This window comes from Streptomyces sp. NPDC036813 (assembly GCF_055609245.1).
In genome coordinates, this window is record NZ_JBVJPV010000005.1 from 30,831 (window position 1) to 50,609 (window position 19,779).

The following is a 19,779-nucleotide window of genomic DNA, read 5'->3' on the forward strand; positions in this document are numbered from 1 at the left end:
TTGCGAGCATGCAAGGCATTGTCCAAAGACAAAGACTCCGCAGGTGGACGCCTCCATACGGCCCTTCCCGCCCTGCGTCGCGCCACGTGCGGTGTGAGACTGCTGAGCGGTGACCGCCGCGGGCGCGACGAGGGGAGCACGGGTGGTGATGACGCCAGAGACCGGCGACGACCTGCTGGAGCAGTTCCTGGCCGACCCGGCCAACTCCACTCTGGACCTGGGCACCGCGGCGGCCCGCGTGACCAAGGCCCTGGGTCTGCAGCAGTCCGTGGTGTATCTCGCCGATCTGCAGCAGCGCCACCTGATCCCGCTCACCGACGTGACGTCCACGCTGCCCATCGACGGCTCGCTCGCCGGGTGGAGCTACCGCACCCAGTCGCTGCGCGTGGAGGAGTCCGAGACCGGTGCGATGATCGCCTGGTTCCCGCTGCTGGACGGCGCCGAACGGCTGGGCGTCCTGGCGGTGCACACCCCCGCGCTCACCGCCGCCTCCCTGACCCGCGGCCGGGCGCTGGCCATGCTCCTGGCCATGATGATCACCTCACGGCGGGCGTACCAGGACTCCTTCGTACGGCGGACCCGCACGGACCGGATGCAGCTGCCCTCCGAGATGCTGCGCGCCTTCCTCCCGCCGCGCACGATCGGCAACTCCCGGGCCGTCTCCACGGCCGTCCTGGAACCGGCCTACGAGATCGGCGGCGACGCCTTCGACCACGCGCTCACCGAGACGATGCTGCACGCGACCGTGCTGGACTCGCTGGGTCACAACCTCGCCTCCGGGCTGACCAGTGCCGTGTCGCTGGCCGCCTGCCGCAACGCCCGCCGCTGCGAGCTCGACCTGCCCGATCTGGTCAACAGCGTCGACAGCGCGCTCGCGACCTGGCTGCCCGAGCAGTTCTGCACCGCCGTCGTGGCCCAGCTGGACCTGGCCACGGGGATACTGCGCTGGAGCAACTGCGGCCATCCCGCGCCGCTGCTGATCCGCGACAACCGGCTGATCGTCGACGCGCTGGAGCGCGAACCCGACCCGCCGCTCGGGCTGGCGCGGCTGCTGTCCACCCGGGAGCGGCACACCCACGAGATCGCGCTGCAACCCGGCGACCGGGTGCTCCTCTACACCGACGGGGTCACGGAGGCGCGGACCCCGGACGGGGAGCTGTTCGGGCTCCAGCGGTTCGCCGACTACGTCATCCGGGCCACCGCGTCCGGAGAACTGGCCGCGGAGACGCTCCGGCGTCTGATCCACTCGATCCTGGACGGCCAGGCCAGCCGGCTGCGGGACGACGCGACGATCCTGATGTTCGAGTGGCAGCCGCCGGTGACCGTGACGTGACCGGTCCGCGCTGCGGGGCCGGTGGTCAGCGTTTCAAGAACTTCCGTCCGGCTTGTTGACTCGCTGTCTCACCGGCTGCACATTACTTAGCGGTAGAACCGTGCAGTAACCCTGCGGGCGGTCCTCCCCGGCCGTCGCCGTGCGCCCCCCACGCTCATGACACGGCCGTAGGCACCTCCTTTCTGCTCGAGCCGCATTTCTCGCTCCCCCTGCACGCCGCCCGGGCACAGCCGTGCCCGCGCTCGCGCGTGCGCTTCCCGAGAAAGAGAGAGCACATGCCGAAGCATGCCCTGCGTCATGTCATGCCCGCGACAGCCGCGGCCGTGGCCCTGAGCTTCACCGGGGCTCCCGCCCACGCCACCACCGCTCCGCTCGACTACGTGGCCCTCGGCGACAGCTACAGCGCCGGATCGGGGGTCCTGCCCGTCGACCCCACCAACCTGCTGTGCCTGCGGTCCACGGCCAACTACCCACACGTCCTGGCCGATCGGACGGGCGCCCGCCTGACCGACGTGACCTGCGGCGGCGCCCAGACCAAGGACTTCACGCAGGCGCAGTACCCGGGCACGGGCCCGCAGCTCGACGCCGTCGGTGCGGGCACCGACCTGGTGACGCTGACGATCGGCGGCAACGACAACAACACCTTCATCAACGCCGTCGTGTCCTGCGGCACGGCCGGTGTGCTCAGCGGTGGCAAGGGCAGCCCGTGCAAGGACAAGTACGGCACGTCCTTCGACGACCAGATCGAGGCGAACACCTACCCGGCGCTCAAGGCCGCGCTCGCCGGCGTGCGCGCGAAGGCGCCCCACGCGCGCGTGGCGGCCCTCGGATACCCCTGGATCGTCCCGCGGACGTTCGACGCGTCCTGCTTCGTCAAACTCCCCCTCGCCGAAGGAGATGTGCCCTACCTGCGTGCGATCCAGGCCCATCTCAACGCCGTCGTGGCGCGCGCCGCCGAGGAGACCGGAGCCGCCTACGTCGACTTCAGCGAGGCGTCCGAGGGCCACGACGCCTGCCAGGCCCCCGGAACGCGCTGGATCGAGCCGCTGCTGTTCGGGCAGAACATCGTGCCGGTCCACCCCAACGCGCTCGGTGAACGGCACATGGCCGAACGCACCATGGGCGACCTCGGCCTCGGCTGACCCGGCGCACGGCCTGAACGGGGCGGCGATGCGATGATCACCCGCATGTCCTCGTCGCCGCTTGCCGCGTCCTGGCCGCGTGTGCTGCACACGCCCCGATTGCTCCTGCGCCCCGCCGAGGCCGCCGACGCGCCGGACTTCATCCGGCTGTGGACCGACGCCGAGGTGCGGCGGTATCTCGGCGGGCCGGTCGCCGAGGAGCGACTCGGGGCCTGTCTGCGGCACTTCGCCGGTCGGCCCGGCGTGTTCGCCGTCACCGCCCGGAGCACGGCGGCGGTCCTCGGCTCGGTGTCCGTCGATCCGGCCTCCCGGTTCGACGACCGCCGCGAGGTGTCGTACTCCTTCCTGCCCGAGCACTGGGGACACGGGTACGCCCGTGAGGCCGTGTCGGCCGCGGTCGACTGGGCCTTCGACCACGTGCCCTCGGCCGAGCCCACGGTCGTCGCGGTCACCCAGGAAGCCAACCTCCGCTCGCGCCGGCTGCTGGAAGCCGTCGGCATGCGGCTGACCGAGACCTTCGTGGAGTGGGACGCCCCACAGGCGCTGTACTCCGTCCGGCGTGCCCCGTCCGCCTGACAGCCGGGGTCAGTCGGTCAGGTGGCGCACCACCGAGCGCATCGCGCGGCGCAGGGGCGGGCGGATCTCCTCGGGCGGGTCGAGGGTCTCGAAGCCGTGGTGGCCGGCGGGGATGTCGACCAGTTCCAGGTCCGCGCCGCACTCCTCGGCGGCCGTCACGAACTCCTCGACGGTGGCGGCGATCTCCGGCGCCTCCAGCCCGGCGCGCAGGAGGACGAGCGGCAGTGCGCCCGCCTTCTCCACCGCACGGGCCGGCTGGAACCTCGTGTCGGTCAGGCCCCAGTTGGGCAGCGGGGCCAGGATCGGGTAGGACGCGGCCAGGCAACGCAGCCACGGTGGGGGCGCGGCCAGCCAGGGTGCGGTGAGCAGGCCGCCACCGGAGAGGAACCACAGGGCGATCCGGTCGGCGTCCACCCGGGGATCGGCCCGCACCAGGTCCACCGCTGCGGTGACGTCGGCGGCGGCGCGCCCGTAGTCGCCGACGTCGTGCAGCCGGTGGTCCAGGGTCACGCCGACCATGCCGTCGGCGGCGGCCAGGCGGGCGTACCCGACCAGGGTCGGCCACTCGCGCGGGGTGGGCCGGGATCCCGCGGGCAGCGGGCCGCCGTGCACGAACACCACCGCCGGGCGCGGGCCGTCGGCGTCGGGGACGTACAGGTCGACATGTCCCTTTCTCTCCCGGGGCAGTTCGGGTACCTCCAGCGGGAACGGGCGCAGATGGGCAGGCGGTTCACTCAGGGCGGCCGGGCGCAGGCGGCGGCCCTCGCCGGCTGCCGCCGCCCGCAGGACCTCGGCCAGTTCGGCAGGGCACGACAGCATCGGCCAGTGACCGGTGTGCAGTTCGAAGAACGAGACCCGGGGGCCGGCCAGGGCCTGGAGAGCCGGATCGCCGAAGTCGACGAGCCGTTGCACCAGGTCAACGCTCACCCCGTTGCCGGTGCACAGCACGCCGGTGGTGGGCACCGCGGCGACCGCGTCCGTCAGCCGCAGCGGCTGGAGCAGGGTGGCGAGCGGCTGCGGAGCGGCCAGCGCGGTCAGCCGGTCCAGCGCCGCGTCCGGGACCCCGGCGATGCTCCCCCAGCGCTGCCACTGCTCGCGGGTCGCAGGAGGCGCCAACTCGCCCTCCTCTTCCCCTCTTTCGGCCCGTTCGGCCAGGCGGGCGCGCAGTTCCTGGTCCGGTACGGCGGCCAGGGCCGGGACGCCGTCGCGCGGCAGACCGGCGTCCAGGTACACGACGCGGGCGATGCGCTCCGGGCGCCGGTCGGCGGCACCGAGCACCGGATGGATGCCGTAGTCGTGGCCGACGAGCACGATCTGCCGGCCGGACGCCGGGGCCACCGCGTCGATCGCCGCGAGCACGTCCGCGATGTGCGTCTCCAGATCTGTGCGGATCCCCGCCGCCGGGCGGTCCGCGTCGAGTGCGGTGAGGGACACCGCGTGCGCCTCGGCGCCCGCCTCGGCGAGCCGCGCGGACGTCGCCTCCCACACGTGGGCGCCGGTGAACGCGCCCGCCACCATGATGAACACCGTCATGATCGTCTCCTTGCTCGGGGTGACGGCCGGTACCGTAGGAACTCCTCTTGGGGGAGGTTCAACTGTCTGCATCGCACGAGGCCTTGTGGAGCATCGGTGAGCTCGCCGAGCGCGCGGCCGCCACCGTGAAGACCGTCCGCTTCTACTCCGACCGAGGTCTGCTGCCGGAGGCCGGTCGCAGCGGCGGCGGACACCGCCGGTACGGTCCCGAGGCGCTGGAGCGGCTCCGGCTCATCCGCTCGCTGCGCGCCCTGGACCTGCCGCTGCCCGAGGTGCGCCGGATCCTCGACGACGAGGAGGCGGCCGGTCCGGCGCTGGAGGACGCCGTCGCCGGGCGGCTGCGCGATCTCGGCTCTCAACTGCGGGCGCTGCGCTGGCGGGAGGCGGCGCTGCGGCTGGTGCAGGAGTGTCCGCCCGGGGAGCGGGCCGACCGGGTGCGGCTGCTCGGCGCGGTGGCCGGTCTGCCGAGCACGGACCCTCTGGCCCGCTTCTGGCGGGGCTGGCTGCCGGCGCGGATGCCGGCCCGGGCGACGGCCGCGTTCATGGAGGTGGCGGTTCCGCAGCCGCCCGCCGAGCCGGCTCCGGAGCAGGTGCTCGCCTTCGCCCGGCTGCACGCCATGACGAGCAGCCCCTGCCCGGGCGGTACCCAGCCCCGGCCGGACGTGCACCGGGTGGCCGGTCCCGGCGGGGCGGCCGTGCTGTACACGGGGCTCGCAGAGGCGTACGAACTGACCGGTCCGCAGCTGCGCCTGGAGCGGACGCCACGGCCCGGTGAGGCGCTGGACGCCTACGTGGCGGCGTACGCGAGTGCCTACGGCGCCCGGGACACCCGGGACTTCCGCCGGCGGCTCGCCGGGCTGCTCGCGGCCGAGCCGCGCCTGGACCGGTACTGGGAGCTGACGGCCGTGGTGATCTCGGCCCCGGGCGGCCGGCCGGAGCCGACTCCGGGGGCCGCGGACGGCTGGCTGCGGACGGCACTGGAGGCGGACAACGCCGGAGCGGCGTAGATCACACGGCAGAAATGGAACCGGACATTCCTGGCGGGCACACGATTCCCGCACCTTCACCGGCACGTGGGACGCCTTCGCTTGCGAGGTCGAGACGGTGGCTTCACCTACGTAATTAACGGTTACTTCGCTTGATGACCTATAAATATGAGGCCGTCGGCGACTTCCGTGAGAGCGGTATGTACGGATATCGCATGATTTAACGTCATCATCCATGACTGACACGGCGACACGTCCCAAAGGCGGGACACGGCCACCGGACGACGGCACGGCCCTCGGCGAGGGCGTACGGGGCAAGGGACTGGGCGGCAACTCCGTCGGACTGCTGGGCAGTGCGGTGATCGGCGTCTCCACCGTCGCCCCCGTCTACTGCCTCACCTCCACCCTCGGCTCCACCGCCGGCGAGGTCGGTGTGCACATGCCCGCCGTGTTTCTCGCCGGGTTCCTGCCGATGCTGCTGGTCGCCTTCGCCTACCGGGAGCTGAACAAGGCGGTCCCGGACTGCGGTACCTCCTTCACCTGGACGGTGAAGGCGTTCGGCCCGCACATCGGCTGGATGTGCGGCTGGGGCCTGGTGATCGCGACCGTGATCGTGCTGTCCAACCTGGCCGGGGTCGCCACGTCGTACTTCTGGCTGCTGGCCGGCCAGCTCTCCGGCAGCGACGCGGTGGCCGCGCTGGACGGCGACAAGGCCGTGCACATCGTCACCTGTCTGGCGCTGATCGGCGGCGCGACCGCGATCAGCTACCGCGGCATGACGACGACGAAGGGCGTGCAGTACGCGCTGGTGGGCATCCAGCTCGTGGTGCTCGCCCTTTTCGTCGTCCTGGCCCTGCGGGCCGCCCACTCCGGCTCCTTCGCCGGCCACCTCGGCTTCTCCTGGTCCTGGCTCAACCCCTTCGAGGTCAAGTCCTTCGCGTCGTTCAGCGCGGGCCTCTCCCTGTCGATCTTCATGTACTGGGGCTGGGACACCTGTCTGACGGCCAACGAGGAGACCATCGGCAGCGACAAGACCCCCGGCCGGGCCGCGCTGATCGCGATGGTGGTACTGGTCGGCTCCTACCTGACCACCGCGGTGGCCGCCCAGATGGCGGTCGGCTCCGGCACCTCCGGCCTGGGCCTGGCCGACCCGGACACCTCCGACAACGTCTTCGCCGCGCTGGCCGGCCCGGTCATGGGTGACGCCCTCGGCATCCTGCTGTTCGTCGCCGTCCTGGCCTCGGCCGCCGCCAGTCTGCAGACGACGTTCATCCCGGTCGCCCGCACGGTCCTCGCGATGGCCACCTACGAGGCCCTGCCGGCGTCGTACGCGCACGTGCACGAGCGGTTCCGCACCCCCGGGCGGGCCACCGTCGTCGCCGGCGCCGCGACGGCCGTCTTCTACACCGTCATGACGCTGGCCAGCGAGCACGTCCTGGTCGACACGATCTACGCGCTCGGCCTGATGATCTGCTTCTACTACGCCCTCACCGCCTTCGCCTGCGCCTGGTTCTTCCGCGGCGACCTGACCCGCTCCGTGCGCGACGCCGTCTTCAAGGGCCTTTTCCCGGTGCTCGGCGGCATGCTGCTGACCGCCGTCTTCGGCAAGACGCTGTACGACATGTGGAATCCGGCGTACGGCAGCGGGTCCTCCGTCCTCGGCGTGGGTTCCGTCTTCGTGATCGGCGTCGGCCTCCTCCTGCTCGGCGTGGTGATCATGCTCGTGATGCGCCGCCGCAGCCCCGCGTTCTTCCGCGGCGAGATCCTCACGGCAGCCACCCCGGCCCTCGTCGTCGACGAGCCGTAAAACCCGCCCTTCGCGCTCCCCATGGGCGGCGACCGGACTGCGCGCCGGTCGCCGCCCATGCCTGTCGGCCCGGTTCACGCGATGCTGGTGGGGGGCGGCCCGTGCGGTCACCCCTCAGGAGGATCCGACCGACGGCCGGGAGGCGAAGCCGGTGATCGCCGTCAACCCGACGGACAGCGCCTCGGTGCTGGCCGCCTTCGGCGCGCTCGGCGTCCTGGTGGTGATCTTCGCCGAGTCGGGGCTGCTCGTCTTCGGCTTCTTCCTGCCCGGGGACACCCTGCTCTTCCCGGCCGGAGTGCTGTGCGCGGACAGCTCCGGGCACGGGGCACGGCTCGAGCTCTGGCAGGTGCTGCTGTGCGGCGCGGTCGGGGCCGTGGTCGGCGGGCAGGTCGGCTACCTGCTGGGGCGTCACGGCGGAAAGGCGTTGCTGTCCCGCAACTCCAGCACTCGGCTGCGCGAGGGAGCGGGCCGGGCGGAGCGGTTCCTGGCCCGCTACGGCTACGGCAAGGCGCTGGTGCTCGGCCGTTTCGTACCGGTGCTGCGGACCGTGCTGCACCCGGTGGCCGGCGCGCTCGGCGTTCCCGTGCGGACCTTCACGCTGTGGCAAGCGGTCGGCGGTGTGCTGTGGTCCCAGACGCTGATCCTGGCCGGATATCTGCTGGGCACGTCGGTGGCGCACGTCGACGTCTATCTGATCCCGATGGTCGCCGCGATCGTCGTGCTCTCCCTGCTGCCCCTGCTGTGGGAGGCGTTGCGGGTCCGGCGCGCGCGGGGACACGCGCGTGCCCCGGAACACGGCCGGGACCGCTCCACGGTCCGCAAGGCGCCGGCCGAGGACTCCCCCGCGCGGTCCTCCGAGCCCGAGCTCCCGGCCTCCGAATCCCCCGTGCAGGAAGACGACTGAGCTCGCAGGTGGAGATCGCCGCCGGTCGGGTACCCGCCGCTTCGTACCGATCCGTCACGCCATGAACACGGAGGAACGAAGATGAGCACGGTCAAGGAAACCGTCGAGGTCGACGTGCCGGTCCACACCGCGTACAACCAGTGGACGCAGTTCGAGGAGTTTCCGCACTTCATGGAGGGTGTCGAGGAGGTAAGGCAGCTGGACGACCGCCACAACCACTGGACCACGAAGATCGGTGGTGTGACGCGCGAGTTCGACACCGAGATCGTCGACCAGCTCCCTGACGAGCGCATCACCTGGCGCACGACCAGCGGCGACACCGACCAGAAGGGCAGTGTCCGCTTCCAGCGCGTGGACGACACGCACACGCGCGTGGAGCTGGTGATGGAGGTCGAGCCGAGCAGCGCGGCGGAGAAGGTGGCGGACCTGGTGGGCACGATCGACCGCCGCGTCAAGGGCGACATGAAGCGCTTCAAGCAGTACATCGAGGAGCGGGGCGCCGAGTCCGGGTCGTGGCGCGGCCGCATCGCGCCCGGCGAGACGGGCGGCATGCCGGGCGGCACGGGCGGGATGCCCGGCGGTACCGGCGGGATGCCCGGCGGCACGGGCGGCATGCCCGGCGGCACGGGTCTCTGACCATCGAGACCGTCCGGCGGACGGGGCGCACGCCGGTTCACCCGCGCGCCGCGCGCCCCATGCGCGGCGCCCCGTGCCGTGGGACGTTGGCAGTGCTCGCGCCCCCGCAGGGGCGTCGTGACGTTGCCGCGCCGATCAGGTGCTGCACCGGTCCGGCGGCGGAGTTCGGCTCCGCCGCCGGACCGTGCGCGCCATGCGCCCGGGCGGGCGCGTACCGGCGCCGCGTCGGCGGCGTCATGCGCCCCGGCGCCGCACGTTCGGGATCGCGCCCGCGGTGCGCGGTGCGGCGCGGCGGACGGTCATCCACCCGCAGGGCAGCCCGGCCGCGCCACACGGCGCGGCCGGAGACAAGGGATCACACATGAGCGAAAGCAACCCGTTGAAGAAGGCGGCCGAGAAGGTCTTCGGCGGTGACACGGGCCCCGCCGACGGCATCCCCGGCCGCCCCGGGCCCGAGCCGCCGTCCCTCGAGGAGCCCACCGAGGCGCGCGAGCCGCTGCCGCCGAAGCCGGACCAGACCGGCCCCGGCACCTACTCGCCCACCGGCGTTCCCACCGGCACCGACCAGGCGGCGATGGCCCAGCAGGGCGCCCGTCTGACCACCGCGCAGGGCACCCGGCTGTACGACACGGACCACTCGCTGAAGGCCGGGCCGCGCGGACCGGTACTGCTGCAGGACCACCATCTGCGCGAGAAGGTGATGCACTTCGACCACGAGCGCATCCCGGAGCGGGTGGTGCACGCGCGGGGCGCCGCGGCGCACGGCATCTTCCGCGGCTACGGCACCGCCACGCCGGTGACCAAGGCGGCCTTCCTCGCCAAGGACGCCGAGACCCCGGTGTTCGTGCGCTTCTCCACCGTCCTGGGCTCACGCGGCTCGTCGGACACGGTGCGCGACACCCGTGGCTTCGCGACGAAGTTCTACACCAGCGAGGGCGTCTTCGACCTGGTCGGCAACAACATCCCCGTCTTCTTCATCCAGGACGCGATCAAGTTCCCGGACGTCGTCCACGCCGCCAAGCCGCACCCGGACCGGGAGATCCCGCAGGCTCAGAGCGCGCACGACACCTTCTGGGACTTCGTCAGCCTGCACACCGAGGCCACCCACCACACCCTGTGGAACATGTCCGACCGGGGCATCCCGCGGTCGTACCGGACGATGGAGGGCTTCGGCGTCCACACCTTCCGGCTGGTGAACGCCGACGGCGGAACGACCCTGGTGAAGTTCCACTGGAAGCCGAAGCTGGGCGTGCACTCCCTGGTCTGGGAGGAGGCGCAGATCGCGGGCGGCGTCGACCCGGACTTCCACCGGCGGGATCTGGCCGACGCGATCGAGGCGGGCGCCTACCCGGAGTGGGAGCTCGGCATCCAGACCTTCCCGGACACCCCCGAGCAGACCTTCGAGGGCATCGACCTGCTCGACCCGACCAACCTCGTGCCGGAGGAGCTGGCCCCGGTGCAGCCGATCGGGCTGCTCACCCTCAATCGCAACCCGTCGAACTTCTTCGCCGAGACCGAGCAGGTCGCCTTCCACCCGGGTCATCTCGTGCCCGGCATCGACATCACCGACGACCCGCTGCTCTCCGGTCGCCTGTTCTCCTACCTGGACACGCAGATCACCCGGCTGGGCGGCCCCAACTTCCCGCAGGTGCCGATCAACCGTCCGCACGCGCCGGTCAACGACATGCTGCGGGACGGCATGCACCAGACCGCCGTGCACCGCGGTGCGGCACCGTACCGGCCCAACTCCGTCGACGGGGGCTGCCCGTTCACCGCCGGCGCGGACATGGGCGCCTACGTCGAGGCGCCGGTGCGGGTGCCGGAGGCGACGAAGGTGCGCCAGGCGCCCCAGTCGTTCGACGACCACTTCAGCCAGCCGCGGCGGTTCTGGCTGAGCATGAGCACGGTGGAGCGCGAGCACATCATCGGCGCGTACACCTTCGAGCTGGGCAAGTGTTACGAACAGGCCGTCAAGGAACGGGCGTTGCAGGTGCTGGCCAACATCGACCCGGAGCTGTGCGCTGGTGTCGCCGCGGGTCTCGGGCTGCCCGAGCCCAAGCCGACCGTACCGCTCGCCGACGTCGAGCCGAGCCCTGCGCTGTCCCAGGTCGGGCAGACCTGGCCGACGGACGGCCGCATCGTCGGGATCGTCACCGGCCGCGACGGCGACCTTGCGGGGGTGCGCGCCGTGCGCGAGGCGGTGCTCGAGAGCGGCATGGTCCCGCTGGTCGTCGCGCCGACGGGCGGTGTTCTCGGTGACGGCGAGGGCGCGGTGACGGTGCAGCGCAGCTACGCCACGGCCCGCTCGGTGGAGTTCGACGCCGTCCTGGTGGCCGGGGCGCCGGGTGTGGGCGACGACGCCTACGGCGCCCGGGACGCCAAGGGCGCGCCCGCGGCCGTACCTCAGGGCTCCTCTGACCCGCGGGTGGCGCTGCTGCTGTCGGAGGCGTTCCGGCACGGCAAGGCCATCGCCGTGTGGGACGGCGCCGAAGGGGTGCTGCAGTCGGCCGGTGTGCCCGCCGACGCCCCCGGCGTGGTCCGCGCCGACAGCGCCACGGCGGCGGTGGGCGAGGTCACCCGTCTGCTGGGCGCCCACCGGGTCTGGGAACGGTTCACGGGCGAGGCCTGAGCCGGACCGACGGCTCACAGCCGTACCGGTCAGGGGCCGCGTGCAGCACACCCGTGCTGCACGCGGCCCCTGCGCGTCCGGGTCTTCCCCGCGCGCGTCCGGCCGTCTCCCGTACACGTCCGGGCGTCCGACGCGCCCGGGGCTCCCTCGGGCGTCCGGCAATCCCGCGTCCGGCAATCCCGAACGGACGGCGGGCAGCCGAGCGGCGCGGGACCCGTGTCAGCGGTCCCGCGCCGCTCGGCTGCTCGACGGCGGTGCCGTCAGCCGGTCGCGCTGTCCTCGCGCAGCCTGACCTGCTGCTCCAGCCGCTCCAGGCTGGCGTCGAGGGCCTCCTGCACCCGCTGCTCGCCGGGGTCGTGTTCCTCGTCGAAGAACGACAGGTGCACGGTGACCTCGCTGGCCCCGCTGCCCATCCCGGCGACCTGGAGCCAGCCGGCGTAGTCGCCCTGGTCGCGGGTGCCCCACTCGAGACGCATCTGTTCGGGCCGTGGCTTGAGCAGGGCGGCCGTGTCGTGGCCGCCGCGGTCTTCGTGCACGGTGACGGCCGGCAGGTCGTCGGCCCGCACATGCAGGGCCTGCGGCAGCCAGGCGTCCAACTGGTCCACCTGCGCGGCCTGATCGAAGACGTGCTCGGGCTGCGCCGGCATCGTGCGCGAACGCTCGTACTCGCTCATCGCTGCACCGTTCCTCGGGTCGGGAGCTACGCCTCGTACCGCGTGCCCCTCCTGCCGTGGTCCAAGCCGTCCCGCGCACGGCACGCGAAGTTTCCGGCCCGGTCACCGCAGCGCCCGCGCCCGGTCACCGCAGCGCCCGCGCCCGGCCGCCGGGGCGACCGGTGACGTCCGCAAGATCAACACCGTTTTGCCCACCCCCGACCGAGGAGTGTGCGTGCAGAGCATCCGACCCGGCGCCGCCGGCGCGTGCGTCGTCGCGGCCGCCCTGGCGCTCGCGACCGCCTGACCGGCCGCGGCCGACGACACGGACCTGCCGGCCGTCCGTCCCCGGCTGGAGACCCCCGCCCTGTACGACGACGCGGCCGGCGGGAAGGCCGACGCGGACGACCCCGCCAACTGGCGCGACGCCGCCCGAGCCCGACCACAGCCTGGTCGTCGCCACGGCCAAGCAGGGCGGGCTGCGGGTCTACGACCTGGACGCGCGGGTCGTGCAGTCCGTCCCGGCGCCCGCCCCGGCGCACGCGGGCGACGCGCCCGGGCGGCGACGAACTTCGAGTTCGTCGGCCTCGGCGACATGCTGGACGCTCTGGACGACTGACCCGCGTGGGCTCCGCGCGCCGCGGCGCCTACGATGAGCGCGGGTGTGGGAGGAGGCGGGCGGCGTGGACTTCGGCGGACATGTCCCCTGGGGACAGCGGTGGGCCGCACGGGCGTCGCTGGCGGCGGCCGCGGCCGCCGTTGTGCTGCCCGTCCTGGTCGGCGGTGTCACGGGGCTGCTGCTCATGCTGGCCGGCACGGCCGGGCTCGGTGTGACGGCCGCCGCCCTGTGGTGGGCGCTGTCCCGGCGGGGCCCGGTCCGCGTGGCGGCGACGGTGCTGGCCGTGGCCACGCCCGCGGCCGTGCTCGCGCTGTTCGCGGTGACGTTCCTGTGGGCGCTCCTCGTCTCCCCGGCGCTGTGGGGCGTGGCCGTGTGGTGCGGCCGGTACGCCCTGCGCAGCAGCGGTGAGCACGCCCTGCGGATGCGCGAGCGGGCCGTTTCGCCGCCCCGGCGGCCGTTCCTGATCATGAACCCGCGTTCCGGTGACGGCAAGGTGGAGCGCTTCGGCCTGAAGGAGAAGGCGGAGGCGCTCGGCGCCGAGGTGGTCCTGCTGGACCCGGCCGAGGAGCAGGACGTCACGGTGCTGGCGCAGGCGGCCGTCCGGCGCGGCGCGGACCTGCTGGGCGCGGCGGGCGGCGACGGCACGCAGGCGCTGGTGGCGGCGGTGGCCGCCGAGCACGGCCTGCCGTTCCTGGTGATCAGCGCGGGCACCCGCAACCACTTCGCCATGGATCTCGGGCTGGACCGGGAGGACCCGGCCGCCGGTCTGGACGCCCTTGCCGACGGGGTGGAACTGCGGGTGGACCTGGGCTTCGCGAGCGGGCACCCGTTCGTGAACAACGCCTCGTTCGGCGCCTACGCCGCGGTCATCCAGAACCCGGCGTACCGGGGCGACAAGGTGGGCACCGCGCTGGAGATGCTGCCCGATCTGCTGACCCGTCAGGACGGTCCGCGGCTGACGGCCCGGCTGCGAGGGGCCCCGGCCGAGGCCTCGGCGCTGCACCAGCCGCACGCCGTACTGGTGAGCAACAACCCCTATCGCACGGGTGACCCGCTGGGGCTCGGCCGGCGGGACCGGCTGGACACGGGGACGCTCGGCGTACTGGGCATCCGGGTGGACAGCGCGGTGGAGGCGGCGGCGCTGCTGCTGGATCCGCAGCCCGCCGGGCTCACCATCGCCGCGGCGCGTGAGGTGGTCGTGGACGCGGACCAGGCGGTCATCGAGGTCGGCATCGACGGCGAGGCGCATGTGCTGACCACCCCGGTGCACTGCCGCATCGCCCGCCGCGCGCTGCGGGTGCGGGTGCCCCGGCAGCGCCCCGGGGTGCCCGAGCCGCCGCCCCGGATGAACTGGCGGCGGGTGCGCAAGCTCGCCGCGTCGGTGGGCCGCACGGCCGTGCCGCGGCGGATGCGCGGCTGACGCTGCGTCAGCGCTCGTGCGCGGCCGGGCCGTTGTGCTGCCTGCGGGCGTTGTTGTAGATCCGCATCAGGTGTTTCGCGACGGCGCAGGCGGCTCCGTCGGCGTGACACTGACGGCACGTGCGCATGTGCTGCTGGTAGGTCGCGCGGGCTTCTTCGAGGGCCGCATTCTCAGAGGGCATGACAAATCTCCGGATGAGGGCGCGTGCTTCAGACAGCGCCGGAATTGACTGTACGGTGCACCCGGAGACAAGGTGATCATGTTACTGGCGGTACTGGAAAGTCGGCTCCGCACCACCCCTGCGGACACGGACAGTAGTCGCTTGCCGGTCGGCGGCAGGGCCGGAGGACGTGACCCTGGACGAAGCCGGGTCAGGGGACGTCGCCCTGCCAGTCGAAGCGGCTCGGGTCCGACGCGCGGGGCGCGTACACCGCGCGGCCCCCGGGACCGTGGCGGCCTATCTCGGTCGGCAGGGCCACGCTCCCGCCCGCAGGGCGCTGCGCCGCGTCGGTGACGTCCAGCAGCAGTCCGTCCAGCGGGCCGCCCACCAACTCGGCGTAGACGCGGCCCTGCCGGGGCGAGGCGTCCTCGTGGTCGGCGCCGTACACACGCCCTTGCATGAACTCCGTCTCGTCCATGGTCACAGCGTCGCATCCACCACTGACAACGGCGCGTGCACCCGTGCGGCCCGGCCGCACCCCCGGGCGGCCCCACCCCGGTCCGTGCCCTCAGGCCACCGCGACGGGGCGCGGCTCGCGCCACATGGACCACAGGGGCGGGCCGTCGGGTCCGAGCCGCAGTTCCTCACGCACACGGAAGCCGAAGTGCTCGTAGAAGGGGAGGTTGTCGGGCTTCGACGACTCCAGATGCACCGGCAGGCCCGCCGCGTCGGCCTGCGCCAGCCCGGAGCGCAGCAGGGCGGCTCCATGGCCGAGACCGCGGGCGGCGGGGTCGGCGCCGATCACGGCGAGGTACCAGTGCAGCTCCCGAGGGCTGTGCCCGGCGGCCTGCTCGACGGCGTCCCGGAACGCGGGGGCGCGCTCGCCCAGCACGTCCATGAGCCGGCGGATCGTCTCCTCGTCCGGAACCGCCTTGTCGCGCGCGTCGGCGGGCACCCAGAAGGCCACGGCCGCATCGGTGCGTTCGCACACGCCGTGGAGGCCGTACTGACGGGTGAACAAGATGGCGAAGTACTCCCCCAACTGCCGGGCGCGCAGGGCCTCGTCGGGGAAGAACCAGCGCATCATCGGGTCGTCGTCGAAGGCGCGGGTCAGGACGCGGCCGATCAGGGAAACGTCTTCCGGCGCCGCCGCCGCGATCTCGGGTATCGGCATGCGGGCATTGTGCCACCGGCGCCAACAGCCCGGGACACAGGGGTCGTTGACACCCGGACCGGGGTCAACCGGTCACGGTGGCCCGAGGGAGGTACGGCCGCCCGCGTCGCGGAGGCGGACTCCGATCCGCCGTGGCGGCGCGTGGGTCCGTCACAGGGGGCAACCTGCCGGGCGCCGGGGCGAGAACCGGCAAGGCACCCCGCGGCGCCACTGGACCTATGTTGAAGAAGTGACGAAAAGGTATTTATGGGATTTTCTGCATCATCAGCCCAAAACGGGTGAACCAGGAAGGTGGGTATCCGCTCAACCGCACAGGGAGATGGTCATATGCCTTCCACCGACCGCATGATCGACGAACTCGTCGACGTCGAGCTCGAGGAAGTCCTGGATCCCGCCGAGCCCGACGGTGTCTACCGCGACAGCAGGGAGTGCGCCGCGCTCGCACTGCAGGCCGGCACCACGAGCCTCCTGCTGTCCCCGCCGACCCCCCGCCCGAAGAAGGGCTGACGGATCGAACGGGAGCATCGCATGGAGCAGTCAGGTACTTCGACCCTTCTCCAGGGCGTGGTGCAGGACCTCGCTTCCGGCGTGGCCTCCGCCCTCCGCGGCGGCGGCCACGCCCCCCTGCCCGGCGAGGCCCTGAACGACCGGGCGGACGGCGTCACCCTCGCCGCGGTGCGGGTGCTGGGAGCCGATCTGCTTCTGCCGTACGTCCTGTCGGGCACGGCGCCCGCCGCGCACGAACTGGCCACGGTGCACACGGCGGCCCAGGCGTTCGGGCCCCGCCCCGACGCCGCCCCGGCGGTGGCGTGGAGCCACTGGGGCATGGTCCGTGCCCTGCGCCGCGTCGACCCCGCCTTCGGCGGCCCTCCCCCCGCCGAGCCCGGCACGGACTGGCTGCGGGAGGAACCCTGGCAGGGGCTGACCCATCGGCTCGCCGTCCTGGCCCCGCTCGCCGTGCCGGGTGAGGACAGCGCCGTGTTCCGCGGGGCACAGCAACGGGTCGTCGACGTCAGCCGGGGCTTCGTGCGGGCCGTACGCCGCCGCGACTGGCGGCAGGCCGCCGGAGCCGGACGCTGGCTGGCCCTGCTCGAGGACGTCCCCGAGACCCTCGGGCTGGACACCGGGCTGGACTTCGTGGAACTGATGGGAGACGGCGACGCGTGCGTGGCCCTGCAGGTGCGGGCCGCACGCCTGATGCGCGCCGGGGTGACCGCGTGAGCGCGACCCGCGTACGGGAGGTGACCGAGGCGGCGTTCACCTGGGTCTCCGCCGAACGCGACCGGTTCGTCCTCGGCGACGGCACCCTCGACGACCCGCAGGTGGTGAACACCACCTGGAAGCCGCTCGGCGAACTCGCCCAGGTCTGCTCCACCACGCTGGCCTGCACCGCGCCCGCGGACCCGCTGCACGCCCACGCCACGGACCTGCTGGAGTACGCGTGGAAGCAGACCGGGCAGGGCGACCTGCTCGTCCGTCAGCAGCGCCGCGAGCCCTTCGCCACGTACCCCTTGGAGGTGTACGCCGCGTTCGCGTCGGCGGGCCTGCGCCACGACGGTTTCGCCGCGCTGGCCGCCCAGGTGGCCGGCACCCGCGGCCGCCGGCTCGTCGAGCAGTGGCCGGTACGCCGGTTGGGTGTGCTGCTCGCCGAACGGCACTGCGGTCGCCGGCCCGACGGCGAGGTGGCGGAGGTGCTGCGCCGCACCTGGCTCGGCGGCCTGCCCGAGCCGTGGACGTTCGAACGCCTCTCCGGCTACACACTGACCCACGTCGTCTACCACCTCACCGACTGGGGCCGCGGCGGCCCCGGCCTCCCGCCGGACCTGGCCGGCTATCTGGAGCTGTGGCTGCCTGCCTGGCTCGACACCTGTCTCGACGCGGGCATGTGGGACCTGTCCTGCGAACTGCTGGCCGTGGCGGCGAGCGTACCGTCCGCGTCCGGCCCCGCCGGGCACGAGGACGCCTGGAGCGCGCTCGCCGCCGCCCGGCACCCGACGGGCGCCATCCCCGAGGAGGCCGGCGGCGCGGCGGCCCCCGGCGACGCCCCGGACTTCCTCGGCCACTACCACTCCACCCTCATGGCGGCCTTCGCGGGCGTGCTGGCCCTCGGCCGCCTCGACGGGGACACCACCCGGGTCCCCCAGGGCCGACAAGGAGCACCCGCATGACCGGCGCGCGCCTGATGCACACCGTCGGGGTCCGTGCCCTCGAATGGCTGTGGGCCCACCGCGACGGCTTCCGCCTGGAGGTCGACGTGGATCCGGAGGTGGGCTTCCTCGAACGCTTCAAGCCCCTCGGTGAACTCGCCCTCGTGTGCACCGTCCTCTTCCGCGAGGGGGTGGCCGGCTCGCGCCAGACCGAACTGGCCCGCAGCCTGCTCGACCACGTGTGGCGCGACACCCTCGACGGCGGCCGCATGCTGGACCGCGGACAGCGCACCGAGCCGTTCTCGCCGATCCCGTTCGAGGTGTACCTGCCCTTCCGGGAACTCGGTTACAGCCGGCCGGAGATCGAGCGGACCACCGCGCTCAACCACCGGCTGGAGAGCTGGTCCGCCTTCGAGACGACCCCCACCCGCAGGCTCGGTCTGTCGGCCTTCCAGCGCCGCTTCGGCCTGACCCCGCGGACGGCGGAGGCCGAGGCCTACCGCGGTACCTGGCTCGCCCGCCGCCCCGAGCCGTGGACGGTCGAGGGCCACACCGCCTACGACATCACCCACGCGGTGTTCCACCTCACCGACTGGGGCGAACACCCCGGGGGCCTGCCCGCCGACGCCGCCGACTACCTGGCGCTGTGGCTGCCGGTGTGGCTCGACGACTGGCTGGACCTGCAACGCTGGGACCTGCTCGGCGAGTTGCTCGTGGTCGACGCCTGCCTGCCCCGGCCCACCCTCGACGCCCGGGCCTGGGAGGGCTTCGCCGCCGCCCAGCAACCGGACGGCGCCATGCCCGCGGTGCGCACCATGCCGCAGGGCGAGCGGGACGAGGTGTTCGACATGGTCTACCACCCCACCCTGGTCGCCGCGTTCGCCTCCACACTGGCCCTGTCCCGGGTCCTGTCCGAACTGGCCCCCGCGTCATGAACGGCGAGCACCGCACACGGTGGCCGGACATGGCGGCCCTCGACGAGACCCGGGCCGGCGCGGCTCCCACGGTGTCCGGCGACGAGGACCGCGTCCGCGAACGGCTCGCGGCCGCCGTCGACGCCGCCGACGCGCCCGACGCCGTGTTCGCCCTGTCCCGGCGCGGGCACCGGATCGTCCACAGCGGCGGCCACCGCAGCGGCCCCACCGCCCGCGAAGAGCTGCGCTACGAGATCGGCTCCGCCTCGAAGACGTTCACGGGACTGCTCCTGGCCGAGCTGATCCGGCGCGGCACGCTCACCGGCGGCGAGCCGGCCGCCGCGTTCCTGGCACCCGGCCGGGCGACGCACACCGACGGGATCACCCTCACGCACCTGATCACGCACACCTCGGGACTGCCCGCCCTGCCGCGCGACTTCCTGCCGCGTGCGCTGCCCGCCTGGCGCACCCAGCCCTACGCCCGCTACCCGGCGGAGCGGGTCGTCGAGGCGTTCCTGCGTGCCCGGCCCCGGCACCGGCCCGGCAGCCGCTGGCACTACTCCAACTTCGGCGTCGCCGTGCTCGGCCACGCCCTCGCCGCGGCCACCGGGGCCTCCTGGGAGGACCTGGTCACCGCACATGTGCTGGGCCCGCTCGCCCTGCACGCCACCGCGCTGCGGGCGGGCTCCCCGGACACCGACGCCGTGGGGTACACCAGGGACGGCCGGACACTCGTCGCGGCCTTCGATCCCGGCGGGTTCCAGGCCGCCGGCGCCGTCCGGGCCGCCCCGCACGACCTGCTCACCTTCCTCGAGGCCCACCTCGAACCGGCCGGCTCCGCGCTGAGCGACGCGCTGGCGGCGGTCCGGGTGCCGGTGCTGCGCCGGGGCCTGGGCCACCGGCACACGCACACCCTCACCTGGTTCCGGCATCCGACGGACGGCGGGCCGATGTACTTCCACAGCGGCGCCACCCTGGGCCAGCAGGCGTTCCTGGGGTTCCGGCCGGACACCGGCACCGCGCTGGCAGCGGTGTGCACCCGCCGGTTCCGCTCCGGTGACCCCTTCGTGGCGACGGCGTACGCGCTGCTCGCGGGCGACGAGATCGAAGACGCGCGATGAGAGGCACCCCGGGTGCACCGGGGTG

General features: G+C 73.3%; 19 protein-coding genes and 1 pseudogene. 15 read left to right on the forward strand and 5 right to left on the reverse strand.

Going from position 1 to position 19,779, the window contains the following annotated elements; translation table 11 throughout:
• Window positions 1-148 precede the first annotated feature (148 nt).
• The 3 genes from ACZ67Q_RS12605 (at window position 149) to ACZ67Q_RS12615 (ending at window position 3,051) form a co-directional block, all read left to right on the forward strand.
• Window positions 149-1,333: a PP2C family protein-serine/threonine phosphatase gene (locus ACZ67Q_RS12605; protein WP_471180202.1), complete on the forward strand. Its 1,185-nt coding sequence runs from the start codon at window positions 149-151 to the stop codon at window positions 1,331-1,333.
• A gap of 275 nt (window positions 1,334-1,608) precedes the next feature.
• The gene (locus ACZ67Q_RS12610) at window positions 1,609-2,475 is read left to right on the forward strand and encodes an SGNH/GDSL hydrolase family protein (RefSeq protein ID WP_471180204.1); all 867 of its coding nucleotides are present in this window, start codon (window positions 1,609-1,611) and stop codon (window positions 2,473-2,475) included.
• 45 nt (window positions 2,476-2,520) lie between these two features.
• Window positions 2,521-3,051 carry a GNAT family N-acetyltransferase gene (locus ACZ67Q_RS12615; protein ID WP_471180207.1) on the forward strand — a complete coding sequence of 177 codons (531 nt, stop codon included), beginning with the start codon at window positions 2,521-2,523 and terminating at the stop codon, window positions 3,049-3,051.
• Window positions 3,052-3,060: 9 nt separating this feature from the next.
• Here the strand turns inward: ACZ67Q_RS12615 and ACZ67Q_RS12620 are convergent, their stop codons facing one another.
• On the reverse strand, window positions 3,061-4,584 hold the full coding sequence (locus ACZ67Q_RS12620; protein ID WP_471180210.1) for an alpha/beta hydrolase: 1,524 nt from the start codon (window positions 4,582-4,584) through the stop codon (window positions 3,061-3,063).
• Window positions 4,585-4,646: 62 nt separating this feature from the next.
• Here ACZ67Q_RS12620 and ACZ67Q_RS12625 point away from each other — a divergent pair, with 62 nt between their 5' ends.
• The 5 genes from ACZ67Q_RS12625 to ACZ67Q_RS12645 all read left to right on the forward strand — a co-directional run bounded on the left by ACZ67Q_RS12625 (window position 4,647) and on the right by ACZ67Q_RS12645 (window position 11,546).
• Window positions 4,647-5,591, forward strand: a complete 945-nt coding sequence (locus ACZ67Q_RS12625) for a helix-turn-helix domain-containing protein (RefSeq protein WP_471181063.1) — start codon at window positions 4,647-4,649, stop codon at window positions 5,589-5,591.
• 214 nt (window positions 5,592-5,805) lie between these two features.
• Complete coding sequence (locus ACZ67Q_RS12630) at window positions 5,806-7,377, forward strand: APC family permease (protein WP_471180213.1); 1,572 nt, start codon at window positions 5,806-5,808, stop codon at window positions 7,375-7,377.
• A gap of 151 nt (window positions 7,378-7,528) precedes the next feature.
• On the forward strand, window positions 7,529-8,281 hold the full coding sequence (locus ACZ67Q_RS12635) for a DedA family protein (RefSeq protein WP_471180216.1): 753 nt from the start codon (window positions 7,529-7,531) through the stop codon (window positions 8,279-8,281).
• Window positions 8,282-8,362: 81 nt separating this feature from the next.
• Window positions 8,363-8,917 (forward strand): SRPBCC family protein, encoded by a 555-nt coding sequence (locus ACZ67Q_RS12640; RefSeq protein ID WP_471180218.1) that lies wholly within the window; start codon window positions 8,363-8,365, stop codon window positions 8,915-8,917.
• A gap of 361 nt (window positions 8,918-9,278) precedes the next feature.
• Complete coding sequence (locus ACZ67Q_RS12645) at window positions 9,279-11,546, forward strand: catalase (RefSeq protein ID WP_471180221.1); 2,268 nt, start codon at window positions 9,279-9,281, stop codon at window positions 11,544-11,546.
• Between the two features lie 260 nt (window positions 11,547-11,806).
• On the opposite strand, the gene ACZ67Q_RS12650 is transcribed toward ACZ67Q_RS12645, so the two are convergent.
• Window positions 11,807-12,220, reverse strand: coding sequence for an SRPBCC family protein (locus ACZ67Q_RS12650; protein ID WP_471180224.1), 414 nt, complete (start codon window positions 12,218-12,220; stop codon window positions 11,807-11,809).
• A gap of 310 nt (window positions 12,221-12,530) precedes the next feature.
• Here ACZ67Q_RS12650 and ACZ67Q_RS12655 point away from each other — a divergent pair.
• Both ACZ67Q_RS12655 and ACZ67Q_RS12660 read left to right on the forward strand, forming a co-directional pair.
• Window positions 12,531-12,762, forward strand: a pseudogene (locus ACZ67Q_RS12655) (phytase); the annotation flags it as partial.
• A 99-nt stretch (window positions 12,763-12,861) separates the two neighbouring features.
• Entirely contained in the window at window positions 12,862-14,238 is a 1,377-nt protein-coding gene (locus ACZ67Q_RS12660; protein WP_471180227.1) for a diacylglycerol/lipid kinase family protein, read from the forward strand.
• A gap of 7 nt (window positions 14,239-14,245) precedes the next feature.
• Here ACZ67Q_RS12660 and ACZ67Q_RS12665 read toward each other — a convergent pair whose 3' ends face one another.
• The 3 genes from ACZ67Q_RS12665 to ACZ67Q_RS12675 all read right to left on the reverse strand — a co-directional run bounded on the left by ACZ67Q_RS12665 (window position 14,246) and on the right by ACZ67Q_RS12675 (window position 15,572).
• Complete coding sequence (locus ACZ67Q_RS12665; protein ID WP_471180230.1) at window positions 14,246-14,419, reverse strand: hypothetical protein; 174 nt, start codon at window positions 14,417-14,419, stop codon at window positions 14,246-14,248.
• A 190-nt stretch (window positions 14,420-14,609) separates the two neighbouring features.
• The gene (locus ACZ67Q_RS12670) at window positions 14,610-14,876 is read right to left on the reverse strand and encodes a hypothetical protein (protein ID WP_471180232.1); all 267 of its coding nucleotides are present in this window, start codon (window positions 14,874-14,876) and stop codon (window positions 14,610-14,612) included.
• A 90-nt stretch (window positions 14,877-14,966) separates the two neighbouring features.
• Window positions 14,967-15,572, reverse strand: coding sequence for a GNAT family N-acetyltransferase (locus tag ACZ67Q_RS12675; protein ID WP_471180235.1), 606 nt, complete (start codon window positions 15,570-15,572; stop codon window positions 14,967-14,969).
• 327 nt (window positions 15,573-15,899) lie between these two features.
• Between ACZ67Q_RS12675 and ACZ67Q_RS12680 the strand changes: the two genes are divergently transcribed.
• Genes ACZ67Q_RS12680 through ACZ67Q_RS12700 form a run of 5 tightly spaced genes read left to right on the forward strand, consistent with a single transcriptional unit; the run spans window position 15,900 to window position 19,754 of the window.
• Entirely contained in the window at window positions 15,900-16,079 is a 180-nt protein-coding gene (locus tag ACZ67Q_RS12680; protein WP_361638199.1) for a hypothetical protein, read from the forward strand.
• Between the two features lie 21 nt (window positions 16,080-16,100).
• Window positions 16,101-16,793 carry a hypothetical protein gene (locus ACZ67Q_RS12685; protein ID WP_471180238.1) on the forward strand — a complete coding sequence of 231 codons (693 nt, stop codon included), beginning with the start codon at window positions 16,101-16,103 and terminating at the stop codon, window positions 16,791-16,793.
• Window positions 16,790-17,740: a DUF6895 family protein gene (locus tag ACZ67Q_RS12690; RefSeq protein ID WP_471180241.1), complete on the forward strand. Its 951-nt coding sequence runs from the start codon at window positions 16,790-16,792 to the stop codon at window positions 17,738-17,740. Before ACZ67Q_RS12685 ends, ACZ67Q_RS12690 begins: the two co-directional genes overlap by 4 nt.
• Entirely contained in the window at window positions 17,737-18,654 is a 918-nt protein-coding gene (locus ACZ67Q_RS12695) for a DUF6895 family protein (protein ID WP_471180243.1), read from the forward strand. Before ACZ67Q_RS12690 ends, ACZ67Q_RS12695 begins: the two co-directional genes overlap by 4 nt.
• 29 nt (window positions 18,655-18,683) lie before the next feature.
• Window positions 18,684-19,754 carry a serine hydrolase domain-containing protein gene (locus ACZ67Q_RS12700; protein WP_471180246.1) on the forward strand — a complete coding sequence of 357 codons (1,071 nt, stop codon included), beginning with the start codon at window positions 18,684-18,686 and terminating at the stop codon, window positions 19,752-19,754.
• Window positions 19,755-19,779: the final 25 nt, after the last annotated feature.

Excerpts from the sequence above, each read along its gene's own strand:
- ACZ67Q_RS12630 (WP_471180213.1), top strand. The coding sequence starts at position 5,806 with ATGACTGACACGGCGACACGTCCCAAAGGCGGGACACGGCCACCGGAC.
- ACZ67Q_RS12670 (WP_471180232.1), bottom strand. The coding sequence starts at position 14,876 with ATGGACGAGACGGAGTTCATGCAAGGGCGTGTGTACGGCGCCGACCAC.
- ACZ67Q_RS12680 (WP_361638199.1), top strand. The coding sequence starts at position 15,900 with ATGCCTTCCACCGACCGCATGATCGACGAACTCGTCGACGTCGAGCTC.
- ACZ67Q_RS12615 (WP_471180207.1), top strand. The coding sequence starts at position 2,521 with ATGTCCTCGTCGCCGCTTGCCGCGTCCTGGCCGCGTGTGCTGCACACG.
- ACZ67Q_RS12605 (WP_471180202.1), top strand. The coding sequence starts at position 149 with ATGACGCCAGAGACCGGCGACGACCTGCTGGAGCAGTTCCTGGCCGAC.
- ACZ67Q_RS12645 (WP_471180221.1), top strand. The coding sequence starts at position 9,279 with ATGAGCGAAAGCAACCCGTTGAAGAAGGCGGCCGAGAAGGTCTTCGGC.
- ACZ67Q_RS12685 (WP_471180238.1), top strand. The coding sequence starts at position 16,101 with ATGGAGCAGTCAGGTACTTCGACCCTTCTCCAGGGCGTGGTGCAGGAC.
- ACZ67Q_RS12640 (WP_471180218.1), top strand. The coding sequence starts at position 8,363 with ATGAGCACGGTCAAGGAAACCGTCGAGGTCGACGTGCCGGTCCACACC.
- ACZ67Q_RS12700 (WP_471180246.1), top strand. The coding sequence starts at position 18,684 with ATGGCGGCCCTCGACGAGACCCGGGCCGGCGCGGCTCCCACGGTGTCC.
- ACZ67Q_RS12620 (WP_471180210.1), bottom strand. The coding sequence starts at position 4,584 with ATGACGGTGTTCATCATGGTGGCGGGCGCGTTCACCGGCGCCCACGTG.
- ACZ67Q_RS12650 (WP_471180224.1), bottom strand. The coding sequence starts at position 12,220 with ATGAGCGAGTACGAGCGTTCGCGCACGATGCCGGCGCAGCCCGAGCAC.
- ACZ67Q_RS12665 (WP_471180230.1), bottom strand. The coding sequence starts at position 14,419 with ATGCCCTCTGAGAATGCGGCCCTCGAAGAAGCCCGCGCGACCTACCAG.
- ACZ67Q_RS12675 (WP_471180235.1), bottom strand. The coding sequence starts at position 15,572 with ATGCCGATACCCGAGATCGCGGCGGCGGCGCCGGAAGACGTTTCCCTG.
- ACZ67Q_RS12610 (WP_471180204.1), top strand. The coding sequence starts at position 1,609 with ATGCCGAAGCATGCCCTGCGTCATGTCATGCCCGCGACAGCCGCGGCC.
- ACZ67Q_RS12695 (WP_471180243.1), top strand. The coding sequence starts at position 17,737 with ATGACCGGCGCGCGCCTGATGCACACCGTCGGGGTCCGTGCCCTCGAA.